We start from the raw sequence: 19,493 nt of genomic DNA, 5'->3' as shown, positions 1-19,493 counted from the left end.
CTAATAACCAGATTATGAAAAATTTCTTTAAAACATGCTTTTCCGTGACTTTGATATTGCCTGTTTTACTGGCGCTGTCATCATGCGAAAAGGAAGATAATGCTGGTAGCAAGGCATCATCTAATCCAAGAGTTGATGTTATAGCTCCTGAAAAAGGGGCTGGAAATGAGGTGCTTACTATCACAGGTAGTGGAATAGGTGGAATAACCAGTATCATGTTTGAAGCGGACAGTGTTACGGCGGCATTCAATCCTAACTTTAACACGGAAAGCGCACTTATTTTTCGGATACCGGTAGATGCGGTTCCCGGCGAGCAGAACATCATTTTCAAAAACAGTAAAGGAGTTGAGTTCAAAGCTTTGTTTAATGTCTTGGGATTACCTACCGTGCAGACAGTTTCGAATTATAACTACACTCCAGGTACAGAGATTATTGTTATGGGTAAAAACCTGGCAGATGTGTCTAAGGTGGTGCTCCAGGGGCAGGAGCAGGAAGTAGAGGTTGTTGCCAAAACGGCGACCTCTCTTACTTTGAAGATGCCTGCAACGGTGCTTGCGCAGTCGAAACTTGACATTACAAATGAAGCTGGAACGATTACGACTACTCAGGAATTTGTGAATGTAGAGAACGCTTTCCTGATATTTACTGAAGACTATCAAAACGGCTTCGTAAACGGGTCATGGGGGCCAGCAGATGTGTCATCCGCTGTAGCGAAGTCGGGTACTAAGTCTTTCAAAGCTACCTATGTGAAAGGTAACTGGAGCGCTAATGGGTTCGCTAACTGGGATCCTGGAATTGCTTTCTCTCCCGATTATAAATTCTTGTCGTTCTGGGTTAAAGGAGGGGTGGAAACACAAACGTTCTATATCACGGGCGACCAAAGAGCAGGCGGCTACGGAAATTCAGACCGCACGGCTCCAATTGTTGTGCCCGCTAATGAATGGACCTATTTTAAGATTAAGTTGTCTGATCTGGAGTTGTGGAAGAAAGGTGAAGCATTCAAGCAACTTGGTTTCTGGATACCGGGTCCCGACAATCAGGATGAAGTTTTATACTTTGATGATGTAATTTTCATTAAATAGTGACCCCAACGCTTGGTTAGGTTAGCCAGGCGTCACTTCTCTAAACTAGTACTATGCATTGTAAACGAAAGGTTTTCTCACTCATTGTTATGATGGCATTTGCGTTTTGCGCTATTGAAGCAAAGGACGTTGGGTTCATATCCCGGCAAGGTCATCAGTTTATACGTAATAATAAGCCGTACTATTTTATTGGCGTCAACTACTGGTATGGAGGGATGCTTGCCATTGGTAAGGATAGCACTAAGGGAAAAGAGCGGGTAAAAAAGGAATTGGATTTTTTGAAATCACAGGGTGTGAATAATTTACGGGTGCTGGCTGGTTCGGAGGGGTACGGACTGGTGAACGGAGTGGAGAGACTTAGACCCAGCTTGCAGCCGGAGCAAGGAAGATTTCAGCCGGACATTCTGCGGGGACTGGACTATCTCCTTTCTGAAATGGCTAAGAGGGATATGGTGGCTGTACTGTATCTGAGCAATAATTGGGAATGGAGTGGAGGATTTCTCCAATATCTTAATTGGAACAAGAAAATTTCTGATTCTACCATGCAGAGTAAAATGAGCTGGGACGGACTAAGAGATAACACCAGTATGTTTTACAGTTGTGAGCCCTGCAAGCAGGCTTATCTAAAGCAGGTAGACTTTATTATGAATCGCGTAAACAAGTATACTGGGCGCCCTTATATTCATGATCCGGCAATTATGGCATGGCAGCTGGCCAACGAGCCACGTCCGATGCGTACCTCGGCTGTTGAGGACTACAAAAGATGGACATCTTCTGTAGCTTCGTATATTAAAAGCAAGGATAAAAACCATCTCGTTACGATAGGAACAGAGGGCATAATGGGTACTGATGAATCGGCTGAACTGTTTAGAGAGATCCATACTCCGCCTCAGGTAGACTATCTGACTGTTCATATCTGGCCAAAAAACTGGCAATGGTTTAAGGGCACCGATATAAATGCGCAGGTTAAGGAAGTCATCAAAAGATCAGACGAATATATATCCCGGCATGTGGGTATAGCCCGCGCACTTAGGAAGCCGATGGTAATCGAAGAGTTCGGATTACCAAGGGATCAGCATTTGTTTTCGCCTGCCGGCGCAACTACGGCCAGGGATCAATACTTTAAAGCAGTCTTTTCTGTGCTACGTAGGAGTCATGAGACTGGAGATGTTATCTCGGGTTGCAATATCTGGTCTTTCGGAGGCATGGCCAGGCCCAGGGAAGGTCAGCTGTTTTGGAAGGAAGGAGATGACTTTATGGGAGACCCGCCTCAGGAAGAGCAAGGACTTAATTCCATATTCGATAGCGATGCCACTACATGGAGTCTTATCAAATCGTTTGCAGATACACTATTACAAAAAAATTCATGAAGAAGCACATCCTTACAGCTTGCATGTTTGCAGTCGTTGTTACAGTAAAATCACAAAGCACTATGTCTCCTGCATTAATAGATAGAAACATAAATACTCTACTGTCTAAAATGACGCTCCAAGAAAAGGTGGGGCAGATGACGCAAATCAGCATTGAGGCGTTTCTTAAAACGGCTAATGGAGTACCTGTTGAACCGCATGTCTTTGATGAGGCAAAATTGAAAACTGCGATTCAGAAATACAAGGTAGGCTCCATGCTTAATGTTGGTGGAGATGCACAAACATTGTCGCTTTGGCAGAAGAGGATTGAGACTATCCAAAAGCTGGCTTTGCAGGAGCGGCTGAAAATTCCTGTGCTTTATGGCATCGATGCTATACGGGGAAATAACTATACTCTTGAAGCTGTGCTTTTTCCTCAGCAAATCGCTCAGGCGGCATCATTTAATGTGGCCATGGCGGCGAAGGCTGCAGAAATAGCAGCTTATGAAACCAGGGCGGCCTTTATCCCGTGGAATTTCAGTCCGGTTCTTGATTTGGGCAGGCATCCGGCCTGGCCGCGTATCTGGGAAACTTACGGAGAAGATCCCTATCTGGTAAAAGAAATGGGGAATGCGGTCGTTAAAGGCTACGAAGGAAGCGCTGCGATTATTGACCGCTATCATGTTGCTTCCTGTCTAAAGCATTATATGGGTTATAGCATGCCACTAAGTGGGCATGACCGTACCCCGGCATGGATACCTGAACGCGAACTCCGGGAGTATTTTCTACCACAGTTTGCTGCTGCCATAAAGCAAGGGGCAAAGACTGTAATGGTGAACAGTGGGGAAATCAATGGTGTGCCCGTTCATGCCAGTAAGCATCTATTGACGGATATTTTGAAAGGCGAGCTCGGCTTCAAAGGGTTTGCCGTCAGCGACTGGCAGGATATTCAGTACCTGTATCAACGTCACAAGGTTGCGGCTGATAACAAAGAAGCCGTGATGATAGCCATTAATGCGGGAATAGACATGAGCATGGTTCCGACAGACTTCACCTTCTGTGATGACCTGATTGCGCTGGTAAGGGAAGGCAAGGTAAGCATGAGCCGTATAGACGATGCCGTGAGCCGAATATTGAAGGTTAAATATGAGACAGGTTTGTTTGAGCAGCCTGTGGGAGATGCGAATGACTATCCGTTGTTTAATAGTACCGAGCATAATCGCCTTAATTATGACTTGGCGGCTGAATGTATTACACTCTTGAAAAACGAAGCTCAGCTGCTTCCGCTCAGAAAAGGTACGAAGATTCTGGTTACCGGCCCTTCAGCTGCCAGTATGAGAGCTTTAAATGGCGGGTGGGCGCGTAACTGGCAGGGAACCAATTCCGATGAAACGGAAAGAGGAAAGAACACTATCCTGGAGGCCATTGCATCGGTATTTGGTTCCGAAAATGTAGCTTATTCTGGAGGCTCGACGTTCACTGAAGCGAGCGGTATAAAAGACGCTGTTGGCAAAGCGTCATCAGCAGATGTGATTGTATTGTGTATCGGGGAGGACAGCTATACTGAAACCCCCGGAAATATTGATGCGCTTACTATATCTGCATCTCAAATAGAATTAGCTAAGGCACTTGCCGCCACTGGAAAGCCTGTGGTTTATGTGCTTACGGAAGGAAGGCCCCGGGTAATCTCTGAGATAGAACCATTCAGTAAAGCGGTGCTGCATACTTACCTTCTCGGAAATGAAGGTGGTAATGTAGTAGCTGATGTTCTGGCCGGTGTGATTAATCCTAGTGGAAGGCTTCCCTATACATACCCCCGGCATACCAATAGTCTGACAAATTATTATCATAAGCATACAGAGACTTCAGAATTCGATCCTGCCGCAGGTTATAATCCTCAATGGGAATTTGGTCATGGGTTAAGCTACACATCTTTTGTCTATTCGGGTCTGAAACTTAATTCCTCAGAGCTGAAGGCTGGCAGCCCTCTTCGTGTCAGCGTAACTGTGACAAATAACGGGAAGGTTGCCGGGAAAGAAACAGCCTTACTTTTTGTAAGTGATCTGGTAGCCTCCATTACTCCGGAAGTGAGGCGGCTCCGCGGCTTTAAAAAGGTTGACCTTAAACCTGGCGAGTCGAGGGAACTTACTTTTAATGTAACATCTGAGGATATCTCATTCATTAATAGTGATTTGCAGCGCGTAACAGAGCCGGGAGCCTTTAAGCTTTCTGTAGGAGGATTGAACGCTTCGTTTAACTTCCAGTAATGATTGCAGGCCGAATTTTTGGCATGATTACTTTAATGTCTGTAGCTATAATAGTCAGTTCATGCAAAAAGCGTAAGGGGGAGTGTCTTTCTGAAATTGAAAAATTACCCATATGTATTGTTTTAGTACAAGATGCCTAAGATGTATTCATTTAAATCATGAAGATGAAAAAGCTTTTTATTGCTCTCTGTTTGGTTGTTCTTTCGGCTCTTGAAGCTGGTGCACAAGGAAATAACTATATACAGGATTATACGAAATTCGACGGTCTTGCGCTGACTCCCCCGATGGGCTGGAATAGCTGGAACAAGTTTGCCTGCAATATCAATGAAACGCTGATAAGGGAAATCGCAGACGTCATGGTGTCCTCGGGCATGCGTGATGCGGGTTATGAGTACATTAATCTGGACGATTGTTGGCATGGAGACCGTGATAGTCTTGGTTTTATCCAACCGGACGCCGAGCGTTTTCCATCAGGAATGAAAGCGCTTGCCGACTATATTCATTCGAAAGGGCTGAAAATGGGGCTTTACTCAGATGCCGGATCTCAGACATGCGGAGGAAGACCAGGAAGTAGGGGGTACGAATTTCAGGACGCGTTAACTTATGCCAAATGGGGCGTGGACTACCTGAAATATGACTGGTGCAATACGGAGGGCTTGAAGGCTGAGGGGGCCTATAAGACAATTGCGGCAGCGCTTAAGAATGCCGGTAGGCCAATGGTGCTCAGTATTTGTGAATGGGGTAATGATGAGCCTTGGAAATGGGGGCCGGCGGTTGGCCATCTCTGGCGTACAACAGGCGATATTTTTAACTGCTTTGATTGTATAGAAGATCACGGCACATGGAAGTCTTTCGGTGTCATGCAAATCCTGGATAAACAAAAGGGTTTGCGACAGTATGCCGGTCCCGGTCATTGGAACGATCCAGACATGCTGGAAGTGGGTAATGGTATGGTGGTGAATGAAGATAGGGCTCATTTCAGTATGTGGGCGATGATCGCCGCTCCACTCATTGCAGGCAATGATCTTCGTTCTATGAATAAGGAGACTATCGGTATCCTGACGAACAAGGAGGTAATCGCTATTAATCAGGATTCCTTGGGAGTGCAGGGATTTAAGTACAGTGTCAAAGACAAGCTTGAAACGTGGTTTAAGCCTTTGAAGGATGGAAAGTGGGCGGTTTGCTTTTTGAACAGAAATGATAACGCGCAGGAGGTAAGTTTCGACTGGACCAAAGAACTTGTTCAGGATTCGCTGGCTAAAAGGGATCTTGGTAAAAAGTTGGGCGGATACAAAATCAGAAATCTCTGGACGAAGAAAGAACTAGGGACAACTAATAGGCCGCTAAAGACAACCGTACCGTCGCACGACGTGCTTATGCTTCGTCTCAGCCCAAACTGATAACCGCCACTGATTATATGAAGATTCTGTTCCCTGAGAAGCTTTCTCTGAATTCTTTAGGAGTGCAGTTCTTTTTCTTCTTGAACAGGCGATTGAAGTTGGAAATGTTGTTGAAGCCGCAATTGAATGAGATCTCCGCGATGGAGTGGGTTGTATCGATCAACATCCTGGATGCATGTCCCAGGCGTATTTCATTCAGCGTATCTATATAAGTACTTCCCGTTCTTTTTTTAATGAACCTACTAAAGGATACTTCAGTCATGTTTACCAACTTGGCGATCTCTTTCAGACTGATCGGCTTGTCGTAATTGTTGTTCAGGTATTCAAATGCTTTTTCGACTCTTCGGCTATTGCTGGGCTGGTGGAAATCGCTGAACGAACTATCAGACAGCGTACGCATGTTCCTCGAGGATGAAAGGTCATGTAGTATGCTGATGAGTTCCATCACTGAATCAAATCCGTTTTTTTGGTTTAAGGATAATATCCGGGGGCTTATGTTTTTAATTGTGTCGGCAGAGAAGGCGATTCCTTTCATTGAACGTTCGAGCATTTGCCTGATAAGGCGAAGCTGATTCCGCTTAAGGAGCTTTTCGTCGAAAAGATCTTTGTGCCATTGAATAGTAACTTCGGTAATTTCTTCACTTTCGCATTGATGGGTAAACCAGGCATGGTTTAAGTTTGATCCAACGAGTACAAGCTCAATATCATCTATAACATCGATATGATCGCCGACAATTCGCTTTGCGCCTTTGGCATTTAATATCAGATTTAATTCGAACTCTTCGTGAAAATGAAGAGGGAAGTTGAACTCTTTTTTTACACGCGAAAAGATCGTGAAACAATCGTTTGAAGTCAGGGGAGTAATTTCTTTCATTATCCCGTTCATACCAGCATTTATAAGGTTAGTTGATAAAATAGTATTGAACTCGAAGATACATAATAGGCACGTTATTAAACGCCTTTCTGAATGCAGATTGGTATTTTATATATCATAGGCTAAGAATTCATTTTCATAAGCTAAAAAAGTATTGGTATAAGCGTATCACTCACCTTACATTTGATTTTATAACCAATTAAGAGCAGCCAAGCTAATGAACTCAAAAAAAATATCATTTAAAGAAAAAGTCGGTTATGGTCTTGGTGATGCGGCATCGTCCATGTTCTGGAAGCTATTCAGCATGTACCTGCTTATTTTTTATACCGACGTATTTGGAATTTCCGCTGCTGCTGCCGGTACTATGTTTCTGATAACGCGTATTTGGGACTCATTTTGCGATCCTGTCGTAGGAGTGATTGCAGACCGAACCAATAGCAAATGGGGCAAATTCAGGCCTTATCTTTTATGGGTAGCAATCCCATTTGCGGTGATTGCTGTTTTTACGTTTTATACACCATCAATCAGTGAGTCAGGGAAGCTGATTTATGCTTATATAACCTATTCCCTGATGATGATGATTTATTCGCTTATAAATGTACCTTATGCTTCGTTAATGGGAGTCATGTCTTCTGACCGAATGGAGCGTACAGCATTGTCATCATACCGCATGGTGTTTGCGTTTGCAGGAAGCCTCCTCGCTCTGGCACTTATAGAGCCTCTCACCGATGTGCTTGGTGGAGAATCAAACCCGCAAAAAGGTTGGTTTTTTTCAATCGTGATATTTGCGGCCATTGCATCCGTTTTCTTTTGGTTGTGCTTCTCCTGGACAAAAGAACGAGTACGACCGGTTAATGAAAATGGTCAGGATTTGAAGGAGGACATGAAGAACTTGCTTTCGAACAGGCCATGGTGGATATTGCTCGGAGCGGGGATTTCTGCATTGATATTTAATTCTATAAGGGATGGGGGAGCAGCTTTCTACTTTAAATACTATATCGGTCGGGACAGTAATTTCGATTTTGAGTTTGGCACTACGCAGATAAACCTGTCTCTCACAACCTTATATCTTGTATTGGGACAGGCTGCTAACATCATTGGCGTGATAATGGCAACTCCTATATCTGCCAGGATTGGGAAGAAAAACACCTTTTTGCTTGTGATGTCGATTGCTACAGTTCTGAGCTTGCTGTTTTATCTGTTTACGAGTGAACATGTGATGTGGATCATGGTATTCCAGTTGCTTATCAGCGTATGCGCCGGGTGTATTTTTCCATTGCTATGGTCCATGTATGCGGATATTGCTGATTACTCAGAATGGAAGAATGGCAGAAGAGCAACCGGACTAATATTTTCTTCATCGTCCATGTCTCAAAAGTTTGGCTGGACTATAGGTGGCGCAGCTACCGGCTGGCTCTTAGGTTACTACGGCTTTCAAGCCAATGTAGAACAAACTGAATCGGCCCAGTTAGGCATACGACTAATGCTCAGTTTTTTGCCCGCCATAGGAACTCTTCTTTCAGTAGCATTTATTGCGTTTTATCCGCTAACCGAAGACAAGCTACAACGCATAGAAAATGAGCTGGAGGAAAAAAGAAACAGTCACATAGAGCTTGAAATATGATTCGACCAATTATGGGTAAGCTGATTTTAGCCTTGCTATCGCTTAGTATTTGCCGGGAAGCGTCGGCACAGCAACTCTCTGACCGTACGGCTAGCATAGAAACGCAAAGGCTTTTTAAAAATTTATTCCGACTGAAGGATACGAAGATACTATTCGGACATCAGGATGCACTCGCTTATGGGTACGGCTGGAAGTATGAGGATGGTCGCAGCGATATAAAGGATATAACGGGTGAGCATCCGGCATTATATGGCTGGGATATTGGTGGAATTGAGCATGGCTCTTCGGTAAATATCGACTCTGTTCCGTTTAGTAAGATGAAAGATTATATCCGGGCGGTTTACGATAGAGGAGGCGTCAATACGATCAGTTGGCATCTTGATAATCCGGTTACCGGCAAGTCATCCTGGGATACAGTACCCGGAGCTGTGCAAAAAATCCTTCCTGGAGGAGAGAAACACAGTATTTATAATGAGTGGCTGGATAGGGTTGCTGTGTTTATGAAGGATCTTAAGGGCTCAGATGGAAGACCTGTCCCGATTCTGTTTCGTCCGTTTCACGAATTAACTGGAAGCTGGTTTTGGTGGGGAAAGAAGCAATGCAGTCCGGAAGACTTTAAAAAATTATGGATTTATACGTTTGACTATTTAAGATCCAAAAGTGAAGTACACCATCTCATCTATGTCTATAATACTGCAGACTTCGCCTCCCCGGAGGAGTTCCTGGAAAGATATCCGGGAGATAACTATGCAGACATCCTGAGTTTTGATGCCTATCAATTTGGACCTAAAGAAAATGGGTTGGCGTATATAGCGCATACAAAGTCTAAGATGGCTATTATCAGTGGTCTGGCGAAGACTAAAAGTAAGCTGATCGCACTGGCAGAGACCGGTTATGAAGCGATCCCTGATCCTACATGGTGGACGGAAATTCTTTACCCTGCCATTAGTAACGAACCCGTTTCTTTTGTTTTGATGTGGCGTAACGCGGGCTTCAGACCACATCAAAACGATTATCATTACTATGCCCCCTATCCAGGACACCCTTCAGCTCCTGACTTTCTTAAGCTCGTTAATAACCAACGAATGGCACTCCAGGGTGATGTGACCACCCTAAGTCTTTATAAATGATATTGTACTAAGAATCACCGATAATGGATCCTTTTGAAGAAAGATTAGAGCAGCTGCAGGGCGCTTACCTAAAGCTAATAAGCAGGCCGAACGAAAAGTTTGTACACAGCAACGGTGTGTACAATCGGTATAAATATCCCGTCCTTACGGCAGCACATACACCTATTTTCTGGCGATACGATATTTGCGAGGAGACAAATCCATATTTGATGGAAAGATTTGGTATCAATGCAGTTTTCAATGCGGGAGCTATTAAGTGGAGAGGAAAATATATACTGGTTGCGAGGGTGGAGGGTGCAGACCGTAAGTCATTTTTCGCTGTCGCTGAGAGCAAAAATGGTACAGATGGCTTTATCTTCTGGCCAGAGCCGGTGTTTCTGCCCCAGACAGATGAGCCAGATGTAAATGTCTATGATATGAGGCTCACCCAGCATGAGGATGGGTGGATATATGGCTTATTTTGTACAGAACGGAAAGATCCATCGGCTTCGGAACATGATCAGTCGATGGCCGTTGCCGCATGTGGTATAACCCGTACGAAAGACTTTATTAATTGGGAGCGCCTTCCAGATCTTAAGACGCCTTCTCCCCAGCAAAGGAATGTGGTGCTTCATTCTGAGTTGGTAGATGGCTGGTACGCTTTTTATACGAGACCGCAGGATGGCTTTATTGAGGCAGGTTCAGGTGGGGGAATCGGTCTTGGGTTTTCAAAGTCTATTGAAAATCCGGTTATTGAAAATGAGGTGATCATCCACAAAAGAGTATATCATACCGTTTACGAGGCTAAGAACGGGGCAGGGCCGGCGCCTATACGAACCAGTGTGGGTTGGCTGCATCTTGCGCATGGTGTAAGGAACACTGCTGCGGGGTTGCGATACGTCCTATACATGTTCATGACCGATCTAAATGATATCGGCAAAGTTATTCACTGTCCAGGAGGATATTTTCTCGCTCCCGAAGGTGATGAGCGCATTGGAGATGTTTCAAACGTTTTGTTCTGCAACGGATGGATTGCTGAAGACAATGGAAACGTTTTTATTTATTACGCCTCTTCGGATACGCGTATGCACGTTGCTACCACTACTATCGGGCAGTTGATCGACTATGTAGTTAATACGCCCGAAGATGGATATTGCTCAGCGAGCTCTGTTCAAGCAGTTCTCGGTATTATTCAAAAAAACAGGGAGTTTGTTCATGGAAAGTCTGATGTCCGAAATTGATTTTACGCGTTACCGTCTCGAGCTGAAAGAAGAGCTTGCTAACATCCTCACCTGGTGGATCGACTCGGCAGTAGATCCTGAGGGCGGCTTTGTAGGGAAGATAGATCATCATCAAAATATTTATCCCGAATCACCTAAAGGTGCGGTCTTGAATGCCCGTATATTATGGTCGTTCTCTGCGGGGTACAATAGCTTTGGAAATGACGAGTATCTGGAACAGGCCGATAGGGCTTTTAACTATATTTCCAACCACTTCATTGATAAGGACTTTGGAGGTGTTTATTGGACTGTAGACGCCGCTGGACGCCCCTTGGACACGAGAAAGCAAGTGTACGCCATTTCATTTATGATCTATGCTTTAGCCGAATATTCTCGTGCTGTCGGCAGTATTGGTGCCGAAGCGCTCGCCATACAACTCTATCGTGATCTGGAGCAGCATAGCTTCGATTCGAAAAGGAAAGGATATTTCGAGGCATTTAACCGGGACTGGTCGGAAATAGCTGATTTTCGCTTAAGTGAAAAAGATGCAAATGAGAAGAAGACGATGAATACTCATCTTCATGTTCTGGAAGCATACACAAATCTGTATAAAAGCTGGAAGGATGAGGGTTTGAGGAGACAGATTTTAAACCTGATTAACAATTTCTTAGAACATATTATTCGACAGGACAACTATCACCTTAACTTGTTCATGGACGAAGACTGGATCGTAAAATCCTCAGCAATCTCTTTTGGACATGATATTGAGGCATCATGGCTATTACTGGAAGCAGCGGAAGTTATAGAGGATCCAGAAGTAATCCAGACCGTCATAGATATTGCTGTGCATATGGCCTGCTCTTCATTAGAAGGAGTCGACAGAGATGGGGGAATGTTTTATGAGTTTGACCCTAAGAGTGGACATTTGCTCGGTGAGAAGCATTGGTGGGTGCAATCTGAAGCGATGATTGGTTTCTTCAATGCTTGGCAGATATCGCGTGATAAGCGGTTTCTACATGCATCACTTCGTGTCTGGGATTATGTAAAAGCATACCTGTTAGATCCATTACACGGAGAATGGGTATGGGGGCGGGATGAAAATGGTCAGGTTATGAAAACGGAGGATAAGGCGGGTATGTGGAAATGTCCATATCACAACAGCCGCGCTTGTCTTGAAATGATTAAGAGGTTGGCCGACTTTAGTGGTTCGTAATCAGCATCCAAACATTATGAAAGATCACAGCAGGGAGAAGACTTCCAGACCGTTCCTTTACTAAGGCTGCAATTAGTCCCAGAAGGAAACCAAAGAATATTCTGATCAGGTTAATCTGTAAATGATAACCTTCCTGAAGAATGAAGCCCTGGCTGATGCCGTAGAGTAGTGAGCTAATCAGAATGCCGAAGCTCAGGGAATACCCGAAAACATCTTCTTTTGCTACAAAAACCTTGTTCAATAAGGCTAGCAAAATTCCGCGGAAAATCAGTTCATCGCAAAAGCCGGAAAGAGAACCCTGAAATATCAAAGTCTCCAAATCAAAGTCAGGATTCACTCTTTCGAAGGATAGGTAGATGATCAGGCGAGCAAGAAGAACCAATAGCAGAGTATAAATGACGGGCATTACAGTACCCTTTTTGAGCTTAATTGTCCAGCCAATCTCGCTTTTAGATATAAGTTTATTTCTGTAAACAAAGAACACCCCTAAAAGCAGGCCCGCCACTTTTCCCAACCAGTTCCATGTCTGGTTTTCATTTACTATGATATTTCCAAAGCCATTGGTTAATACTGACCAAAGAAGAAACATCAGTGCAAAAATGCCAAGGAAACGATATTCGGTTTTTTCGAACTTTGCTTTACCAAAGAATAAAAAGGGGAGGACAATGATGAATTGTAACAACGCGCTTAACAGGTATGATGAAGCAATCATTTCTAGGAGTTATACAAGTGGCAAAGGTAATTCAAATTTATATCGACGACCATGTTAAATTTTATGAAATTAAGTTTCGATCCCGGTATATTACTTATGTTTGTGTCAAAATATGTCCAGAATTTAAGACAGAACAGGCCGAATACTCATGGGGATTGCGAAGAAATACAGGTGGAACTGCGTAGAAACACCTGAGTGGCGATTGTTGCTTAATGGCACCATATTTGAACGTAAGAAGAAACACATATTAATGATTATGAATATTAAATTAGCTACTTACACAGTTATGATTGCTGCGGCGTCATTTGTAATATCTGGATGTAGTCAGATGACTCAAACACAAAAAGGAACGGTTATTGGATCAGCAGCAGGCGGATCTTTGGGAGCTATAATCGGAAAAAAAGCCGGTAACACTGCAGTTGGTGCTATTATCGGCGGTGCTATAGGGGGCACAGCAGGTGCATTCATTGGTAGGAAGATGGATCGCCAAGCAGAAGAAATTCAACAAAACGTCCCTGGCGCCGAGGTTATTAAAACGGGAGAAGGCTTGATCGTTAAGTTTACCGATGGAATTCTTTTCGACTTTAATAAATCTGACCTGAAAAGCGCTGGCGTATCCAATGTTGCAAGCCTTGCCGCAACTATGAAGAATAATCCAGAAACAAACATTATGGTGATAGGACACACTGATAACGTAGGTTCTGATTCTTACAACTATACATTGTCTGAGAAACGCGCTCAGTCAGTTAAGTCGTTGGCTGTTGCAAATGGAGTAAGCGCATCTCGTATTACTATTTCCGGAAAAGGGAAGACTGAACCTATTGCAGATAACAGTACGGAAGAAGGAAGGGCACAAAACAGAAGAGTCGAGATCGTGATTGTTGCGAACGACCAACTGAAGAATGAGGCTCGTCAGAGCGGTCAATAAGTCTGAATTCACTTTTACATAACAAAAATCCCCTGTGCGGCTACCGGACAGGGGATTTTTGTTATGTAGTCATCGCGATAACTGCATTGTAAAACTTTCCTTCTCCTTATTACGTTTTGATAACTAAGTAATTACATCTGGAAAAAATAGGTGTTTACCGAATATTAACGGAAAGTTCCAAACTGTAAATTTGATCAAAATAGTTCTATCATGGCAAATCATCACGGACAAGTTGTTGAAAAGGTAATCAGACGGGACGGCCACTCAATTAGTGATATATCTCGATTAATGAAAGTGAACAGACGATCTGTTTACAATTGGTTCAATCAGCCGAATTTGCGGCCGGAAATAATTTACCGTATCGGAATTATAACCAAACATGACTTTTCGATTGAGCTACCTCATATTTTCAAAAGCGAAGACTTCGTATTTGAAAATCAAGAACTTCAGCAATCGGAACCCGTAAAAGCAGAACCGGTTGCCAAAGACGGCGATTATTGGAAAAAAAAGTACGCTGAATTACTCAAAAGCTATAATCTTTTAAAACAAGATCAGGTTTTCATGGCGATGTAGGGGCACCTAACCCGAATCTATCAGGAGACACTTTAAGAAGCAAGAGTTTCCTTTTCATTAAAATCCTGTCTGCCTGGTAGAATCATTGTGATTCTCAGATCACTGCACCAGGAGGCGTTCCCATATGCCCACACTTGAATGAATACCAGCCAATAACCTATAAACGTAGTCGAACAACTCTGAATGAACTAATTGCCTTCAGAGTTGTTTCGGATACGGCGATTGTCGCTCACCGTCAATCTTTTTAGTTCATCAAGTTTAAAGTTTTTGATGTTATATTGCATGTTCTATGACTTCCCTCAAAATGATGCATACGCCTTTACAAAAGAAGTGTCTGAGTATCCTGCTGTTGCTGTTTATTCAGGCCATCGTTTATTCACAAACCCTCAAGCCAGGAGTATTGGTTGTAGGCGCATCTCCCTCCGGAATTGCTGCTGCCATCCAGGCCGCCCACTCAGGTGTCAAGACCGTACTAATTGATGAAGGTGCGATTGCTTCAATAGAACTGAGTCAGGAAGAGCGCGAAAATCCTTATGGAATTACAAAGGAGCTTCTTAGCAAGATTGAAGCATTGCAGAAATATCCGGTAAAGAGCAGCCAAACACTGTCCCCGGAATATTTGGGGACAATCTTTAAAGGCTGGACTGATACCGTTAAGAACCTTACTGTAATCAGAAATACTGGTATTTCATCTGTGAAGAAGGCAGGTAAGAACTGGGAGATACAAATTCGCAATAATACAATCAAAGCTGATGTTCTTGTGGATGGTACGAGCGGAAGGAGGATAGCCGGCCTGGTCGGACTAACAGGCACGTCAAAGCCAACAGATTCTTTGACTTATGCCCACCAGCTTTATCGAACAAGTGTTACAATTCCTGTCGTTTCGACGACCGTTCCTGCAACTGTTCCTTTGAAAGCCTTTCTCTCAACGATTAAGAACTTTATCTATGCCAGCCCCGATGCAGATGTTAAATGGCAAACTTATGCAGCCGGACAGGCTGCCGGGGCTATTGCGGCTTACTGCGCATTCTTTAAGACTACGACCGATAAGGTCAATGTGCGTTTAATCCAGAGCGAATTAATGACATACAAGTCTCGTCTGATTGAATTTGCCGATATCGCAATGGTTGACTCTAATGCACAGGCATTCCAGCAGATGGCACTTACCGGGATTATTAAAGGAAAACAATTAAATGGAGGAATATACCTGCAGCCGGATTCATCTATATCAACGGAAGACATACGAGTCCCAGTTAAAGAATACTATTCGAGGAGTCAAATATGGTTTCTGGATAATAAATCAGACAAGATGACCCTGGAGCAATTGTTAAGTCTCATCAAGTTTACTGCCCAACGAGGAGCAGAGCTGGATAGAGAAGTCGAGAAAGGTTGGAAGGTATCCTTAAAGCTTCCCGATCGTTTTGATTTGAAGCGGACGGTTACAAGGAGAGAATTTGCGGTGCTTTTTAACAGTTACCTACGGCCCTTCGATGTTTCAGTCGACCTGAATGGGCGGCTTAAGCGGTAGAAATAGCTAATAGTGTTATATTTAATGATAATGGTCACTTGTTTACATTTCTATATTTCTATTCTTTGTACAAATAAATAAATAAGCTATGAATGAAGTTTTGGATACCCGTTTGATGCATCCCCGCGACCAGATAACGATGGTGATGACCCGAATTTACAGACGGGGATTAACTACAACATCCGGAGGAAATATCTCCATTATCGATGACAATGGAGACATCTGGATATCACCATCTGCTGTTGACAAGGGGTCGCTACAACCGACAGATATTGTGTGCATCAAAAAAGATGGAACCATTGTAGGTCGCCATAAGCCATCTTCTGAACATCCCTTTCACCGCGCTATTTATCAGATAAGGCCAGATATTAAAGCAATTATTCATGCTCATCCTCCAGCGCTGGTATCTTTTAGCATTGCGAGAACTATACCCAACACCAATATTATTTCTCAGGCTAAACACGTTTGCGGGCCAATTGGTTATGCAGAATATGAACTTCCGGGAAGCGAGGCTCTCGGTTCGAAGATAGCTAAAGAGTTCACCCGCGGATATAATGCCGTGATCATGGAAAATCATGGAACAGTGGTAGGAGGGGCAGATCTTGTCGATACATTCCAGCGGTTCGAGACCCTGGAGTTTTCCGCACGCACTATTCTCTATGGTAATTCTGTTGGCAAACCTGCTTATCTGAATGACGATGACATTAATGCCTTCGAAAACCAGATTCCCGCGCTTCTTCCAGAAATGAACGAGACCGTTCACTCATCCGCAGAGCGAGAGAAGCGTGCTGAGATATGTAAGATTGTCCACAGGGCCTGTACCCAGGGCCTGATGATCAGCTCTTATGGTACCATCTCAACGCGTGTAGATCAGGACACCTTCCTTATTACACCGACTAATGTGCCCCGTTGGGATATGGTCCCCGATGACATAGTCCAAATTAAGAACGGCAGGCGTGAAAAGGGAAAAGTTCCTAGCCGATCTACTTACCTGCATCAGGATATTTACGAGAAACACCCAGAAATTAATTCCATTATTCTTACCCAGTCACCTTACTTAATGGCATTTTCGGTTACAGGAGCGTCGTTCAACGTAAGAACTATCCCGGAGAGCTGGATCTTCCTGCAAGACGTGCATACGCTTGATTTCGGTGTTCAGTTCAACGGCAGAAAAGAGATTCCAGATATCGTGTCTAAAAGCAATCCTGCTGTTTTAGTGAAGAATGATTGCGTAGTAGTTACCGGTAATCAGCTGCTGCAAACTTTCGATTATCTTGAAGTAGCTGAATTCAGCGCCAAATCGCTCGTCATGTGCTCGTCTCTTGGTTCCATGGTTCCTATTAGTAATGAGCAGGTGGAAGAACTGCGTAAAGCCTTCCTAAAAGAATAATCATCCACATTATCATTGAAGATCCCGTCTGAAAAGATGGGATTTTTAATATAATCCTTATTTTGCTTTATGATTAACGGACAAAATATCTTCCCTTACGAATTTGACCCGGCATACTCCAGGCCGGTAGCCTATTTTTCTATGGAGTTTGCCATAGACCAGGCATTGAAAATATACAGCGGTGGTCTGGGCTTCCTGGCCGGATCACATTTAAGAAGCGCCTACGAACTCAAGCAGAACTTGATTGGTATCGGCATACTCTGGAAATATGGATACTATGACCAGGAGCGAGATACGAACGCAAGAATGAAACCCGCTTATGTAGAAAAGAACTACTCATTTCTTGAAGATACCGGAATTGTATTCACCATCCTCGTCCATAATTCGCCTGTTTACGTCAAAGCCTGGCTTCTTCACCCTGAAACTTTTGGCTCTGCGCCATTATTCCTCCTCAGTACTGACCTTCCGGAAAACGATGATATGTCTAAAAGTATCACCAACCGATTATACGATTCAAATGAAGCGACTCGCATTGCTCAGTCAATCTTGTTAGGTACCGGCGGCGCCATCTTGCTTGAGCAGCTCGGCAGACATACAGAAGTCTATCATATGAATGAAGGACATTCCTTATCATTAAATTTCCATTTGTATTCAAAGCTCAAGAACCTGGAAGAGGTGAAAAAGCGTGTTGTCTTCACCACGCACACTCCCGAGGCTGCAGGCAATGAATCGCATAGTTATGCAATACTTCAGGACATGTCATTTTTTTGTGGGCTCCAGAATCACGAAGTGCAGTCACTGCTCGGACTTGGCGGCGACCATCTAAACTATACTCTTGCCGCCCTCAAGTTTGCCAGAAAAGCCAATGCGGTATCAAAATTGCATGGCGTTGTATCCCGGGAGATGTGGAAATCCAATACTGGCATATGCGAGATCACCTCCATAACGAATGCCCAGAATAAGACTTACTGGAAAGATGATATCCTGGAATCTGCCCTTGCGTCCCAAGACGATACTTTACTAGTAAGTCGTAAAAAGGAGCTAAAAGCAGAGCTCTTCAAAGTAGTAGCGGATCAGACAGGTAAGCTCTTCAGCGATGACATACTAACCATTGTATGGGCAAGACGCTTTGCCGGTTACAAACGTGCTGATATGATCATGAATGACTGGTTCCGGTTTATCAGATTGATCCAAAATACGACCATGCCCGTGCAAATTATTTGGGCGGGCAAGCCATATCCGGAAGATTACGGAGCAATAGACTTATTTAACAGCATAATAGATCGTATCAAGCCATTTGCAAATTGCGCTGTGCTAACCGGATACGAACTGGGGCTTTCTGCTCTTCTGAAGAAGGGGTCAGACGTATGGCTGAACAATCCCCGGATGTTCAGGGAAGCATCCGGTACCAGCGGCATGACGGCTGCTATAAACGCCAGTATCAATCTTTCTATTCCCGATGGATGGATTCCGGAATTTGCCAGAGACATGGAGAACAGCTTTATAATACCGCCTGCTGAAGATCACCTTTCAACCGAAGAGAAAGATCGCCTTGAGTCTGAACGCCTTCTAGACAAGATAGAGCACGTCATCCTGCCGATGTACTACAATGATCCATCCTCATGGGCCAGAATTATGAAAAATGGAGCCCTGGACGTAAGCCCTGCATTCGAATCTGGAAGAATGGCTGCTCAATACTACGAACTGATGTATCGTGCATAACAGAATAAACTAGAATCTTCTTTTTATGTGCATTCCCTTAGCTGTATCTCTTCTGGCGATCAGCAGGGGAATGCCTACCCCGCCGGCGATGCTCATCAAAATAAACATCACTTTGAGCCCGTTATTAAGCGTCTCCGACATGACGTGTGTATAGGTCGCCTGATCGATATCCCCTGACAAGTTGATTAATCCAATCATCATCTTATACGCAAATTTACCAGGAATCATGGGGATCACTGCTGGTATAGCCAAAACGGGTGGTGGACAATTAGTCTTATGTGCAAAGGGTATACCCAAAAAACCGATGAGTATAGCGCCAAAAAGTGTACCTAAAATGACGCTTACATCCTGTTGCGTCATCAGCACTTTGACAATGCCACCCAAAGCTCCCAATATCCCTATATAGCCAAGAGCTCTTGACGGAACATTAAACAATACTGCGAAGCCGATTGCGGCCATTCCCAGCCAAATACACTTCTCTAATAAAATAAGATATTCCATA

The 19,493-nt window shown here is 43.8% G+C and carries 16 protein-coding genes; 13 read left to right on the top strand and 3 right to left on the bottom strand.

Annotated elements, in window-relative coordinates; genetic code table 11:
- Positions 1-14: 14 nt before the first annotated feature.
- The 4 genes from ACKI5J_RS13135 (at position 15) to ACKI5J_RS13120 (ending at position 6,098) form a co-directional block, all read left to right on the top strand.
- Positions 15-1,082, top strand: a complete 1,068-nt coding sequence (locus tag ACKI5J_RS13135; protein WP_407429938.1) for a cell shape determination protein CcmA — start codon at positions 15-17, stop codon at positions 1,080-1,082.
- A gap of 53 nt (positions 1,083-1,135) precedes the next feature.
- A complete protein-coding gene (locus ACKI5J_RS13130) occupies positions 1,136-2,452 on the top strand; it encodes a cellulase family glycosylhydrolase (protein WP_407429937.1) in 1,317 nt (438 codons plus the stop codon).
- Positions 2,453-2,562: 110 nt separating this feature from the next.
- Positions 2,563-4,698, top strand: a complete 2,136-nt coding sequence (locus ACKI5J_RS13125) for a glycoside hydrolase family 3 N-terminal domain-containing protein (protein WP_407429936.1) — start codon at positions 2,563-2,565, stop codon at positions 4,696-4,698.
- A 164-nt stretch (positions 4,699-4,862) separates the two neighbouring features.
- Positions 4,863-6,098, top strand: coding sequence for a glycoside hydrolase family 27 protein (locus ACKI5J_RS13120; protein WP_407429935.1), 1,236 nt, complete (start codon positions 4,863-4,865; stop codon positions 6,096-6,098).
- A 13-nt stretch (positions 6,099-6,111) separates the two neighbouring features.
- Here ACKI5J_RS13120 and ACKI5J_RS13115 read toward each other — a convergent pair whose 3' ends face one another.
- A complete protein-coding gene (locus tag ACKI5J_RS13115; protein WP_407429934.1) occupies positions 6,112-6,984 on the bottom strand; it encodes an AraC family transcriptional regulator in 873 nt (290 codons plus the stop codon).
- 205 nt (positions 6,985-7,189) lie between these two features.
- Between ACKI5J_RS13115 and ACKI5J_RS13110 the strand changes: the two genes are divergently transcribed.
- From ACKI5J_RS13110 to ACKI5J_RS13095, 4 genes are read left to right on the top strand one after another with little or no spacing between them, the layout of a single operon-like run.
- Complete coding sequence (locus ACKI5J_RS13110; RefSeq protein ID WP_407429933.1) at positions 7,190-8,596, top strand: MFS transporter; 1,407 nt, start codon at positions 7,190-7,192, stop codon at positions 8,594-8,596.
- Positions 8,593-9,726 carry a glycoside hydrolase family 26 protein gene (locus tag ACKI5J_RS13105; RefSeq protein ID WP_407429932.1) on the top strand — a complete coding sequence of 378 codons (1,134 nt, stop codon included), beginning with the start codon at positions 8,593-8,595 and terminating at the stop codon, positions 9,724-9,726. Before ACKI5J_RS13110 ends, ACKI5J_RS13105 begins: the two co-directional genes overlap by 4 nt.
- A gap of 23 nt (positions 9,727-9,749) precedes the next feature.
- Entirely contained in the window at positions 9,750-10,946 is a 1,197-nt protein-coding gene (locus ACKI5J_RS13100; protein ID WP_407429931.1) for a glycosidase, read from the top strand.
- Positions 10,921-12,138, top strand: a complete 1,218-nt coding sequence (locus tag ACKI5J_RS13095; protein ID WP_407429930.1) for an AGE family epimerase/isomerase — start codon at positions 10,921-10,923, stop codon at positions 12,136-12,138. The genes ACKI5J_RS13100 and ACKI5J_RS13095 overlap by 26 nt, the downstream gene beginning before the upstream one ends.
- Here ACKI5J_RS13095 and ACKI5J_RS13090 read toward each other — a convergent pair.
- A complete protein-coding gene (locus ACKI5J_RS13090) occupies positions 12,125-12,850 on the bottom strand; it encodes a CPBP family intramembrane glutamic endopeptidase (RefSeq protein WP_407429929.1) in 726 nt (241 codons plus the stop codon). The genes ACKI5J_RS13095 and ACKI5J_RS13090 overlap by 14 nt on opposite strands.
- A gap of 256 nt (positions 12,851-13,106) precedes the next feature.
- Here ACKI5J_RS13090 and ACKI5J_RS13085 point away from each other — a divergent pair, with 256 nt between their 5' ends.
- From ACKI5J_RS13085 to glgP, 5 genes are all read left to right on the top strand, one after another.
- Positions 13,107-13,778: an OmpA family protein gene (locus tag ACKI5J_RS13085; RefSeq protein ID WP_407429928.1), complete on the top strand. Its 672-nt coding sequence runs from the start codon at positions 13,107-13,109 to the stop codon at positions 13,776-13,778.
- Positions 13,779-13,988: 210 nt separating this feature from the next.
- Positions 13,989-14,351, top strand: coding sequence for a helix-turn-helix domain-containing protein (locus ACKI5J_RS13080; protein ID WP_407429927.1), 363 nt, complete (start codon positions 13,989-13,991; stop codon positions 14,349-14,351).
- Positions 14,352-14,640: 289 nt separating this feature from the next.
- Positions 14,641-15,879 carry an FAD-dependent oxidoreductase gene (locus ACKI5J_RS13075; RefSeq protein WP_407429926.1) on the top strand — a complete coding sequence of 413 codons (1,239 nt, stop codon included), beginning with the start codon at positions 14,641-14,643 and terminating at the stop codon, positions 15,877-15,879.
- An 88-nt stretch (positions 15,880-15,967) separates the two neighbouring features.
- Positions 15,968-17,269, top strand: coding sequence for a class II aldolase/adducin family protein (locus tag ACKI5J_RS13070; protein WP_407429925.1), 1,302 nt, complete (start codon positions 15,968-15,970; stop codon positions 17,267-17,269).
- Between the two features lie 69 nt (positions 17,270-17,338).
- Positions 17,339-18,991 carry an alpha-glucan family phosphorylase gene (gene glgP / locus ACKI5J_RS13065; protein ID WP_407429924.1) on the top strand — a complete coding sequence of 551 codons (1,653 nt, stop codon included), beginning with the start codon at positions 17,339-17,341 and terminating at the stop codon, positions 18,989-18,991.
- Between the two features lie 9 nt (positions 18,992-19,000).
- On the opposite strand, the gene ACKI5J_RS13060 is transcribed toward glgP, so the two are convergent.
- Entirely contained in the window at positions 19,001-19,492 is a 492-nt protein-coding gene (locus tag ACKI5J_RS13060) for a threonine/serine exporter family protein (protein ID WP_407429923.1), read from the bottom strand.
- Position 19,493 lies beyond the last annotated feature (1 nt).

The sequence above is a fragment of the Arcticibacter sp. genome, assembly GCF_045629565.1.
Taxonomy (GTDB): domain Bacteria; phylum Bacteroidota; class Bacteroidia; order Sphingobacteriales; family Sphingobacteriaceae; genus Arcticibacter.
This window is presented reverse-complemented; position numbering and strand designations above follow the sequence as displayed.

What these genes read in the sequence shown, in the direction of transcription:
- ACKI5J_RS13095 (WP_407429930.1), top strand. Translation starts at nt 10,921, where the DNA reads ATGGAAAGTCTGATGTCCGAAATTGATTTTACGCGTTACCGTCTCGAG.
- ACKI5J_RS13125 (WP_407429936.1), top strand. Translation starts at nt 2,563, where the DNA reads ATGACGCTCCAAGAAAAGGTGGGGCAGATGACGCAAATCAGCATTGAG.
- glgP (WP_407429924.1), top strand. Translation starts at nt 17,339, where the DNA reads ATGATTAACGGACAAAATATCTTCCCTTACGAATTTGACCCGGCATAC.
- ACKI5J_RS13070 (WP_407429925.1), top strand. Translation starts at nt 15,968, where the DNA reads ATGAATGAAGTTTTGGATACCCGTTTGATGCATCCCCGCGACCAGATA.
- ACKI5J_RS13115 (WP_407429934.1), bottom strand. Translation starts at nt 6,984, where the DNA reads ATGAACGGGATAATGAAAGAAATTACTCCCCTGACTTCAAACGATTGT.
- ACKI5J_RS13075 (WP_407429926.1), top strand. Translation starts at nt 14,641, where the DNA reads ATGACTTCCCTCAAAATGATGCATACGCCTTTACAAAAGAAGTGTCTG.
- ACKI5J_RS13105 (WP_407429932.1), top strand. Translation starts at nt 8,593, where the DNA reads ATGATTCGACCAATTATGGGTAAGCTGATTTTAGCCTTGCTATCGCTT.
- ACKI5J_RS13120 (WP_407429935.1), top strand. Translation starts at nt 4,863, where the DNA reads ATGAAAAAGCTTTTTATTGCTCTCTGTTTGGTTGTTCTTTCGGCTCTT.
- ACKI5J_RS13060 (WP_407429923.1), bottom strand. Translation starts at nt 19,492, where the DNA reads ATGGAATATCTTATTTTATTAGAGAAGTGTATTTGGCTGGGAATGGCC.
- ACKI5J_RS13100 (WP_407429931.1), top strand. Translation starts at nt 9,750, where the DNA reads ATGGATCCTTTTGAAGAAAGATTAGAGCAGCTGCAGGGCGCTTACCTA.
- ACKI5J_RS13135 (WP_407429938.1), top strand. Translation starts at nt 15, where the DNA reads ATGAAAAATTTCTTTAAAACATGCTTTTCCGTGACTTTGATATTGCCT.
- ACKI5J_RS13080 (WP_407429927.1), top strand. Translation starts at nt 13,989, where the DNA reads ATGGCAAATCATCACGGACAAGTTGTTGAAAAGGTAATCAGACGGGAC.
- ACKI5J_RS13085 (WP_407429928.1), top strand. Translation starts at nt 13,107, where the DNA reads ATGAATATTAAATTAGCTACTTACACAGTTATGATTGCTGCGGCGTCA.
- ACKI5J_RS13090 (WP_407429929.1), bottom strand. Translation starts at nt 12,850, where the DNA reads ATGATTGCTTCATCATACCTGTTAAGCGCGTTGTTACAATTCATCATT.
- ACKI5J_RS13110 (WP_407429933.1), top strand. Translation starts at nt 7,190, where the DNA reads ATGAACTCAAAAAAAATATCATTTAAAGAAAAAGTCGGTTATGGTCTT.
- ACKI5J_RS13130 (WP_407429937.1), top strand. Translation starts at nt 1,136, where the DNA reads ATGCATTGTAAACGAAAGGTTTTCTCACTCATTGTTATGATGGCATTT.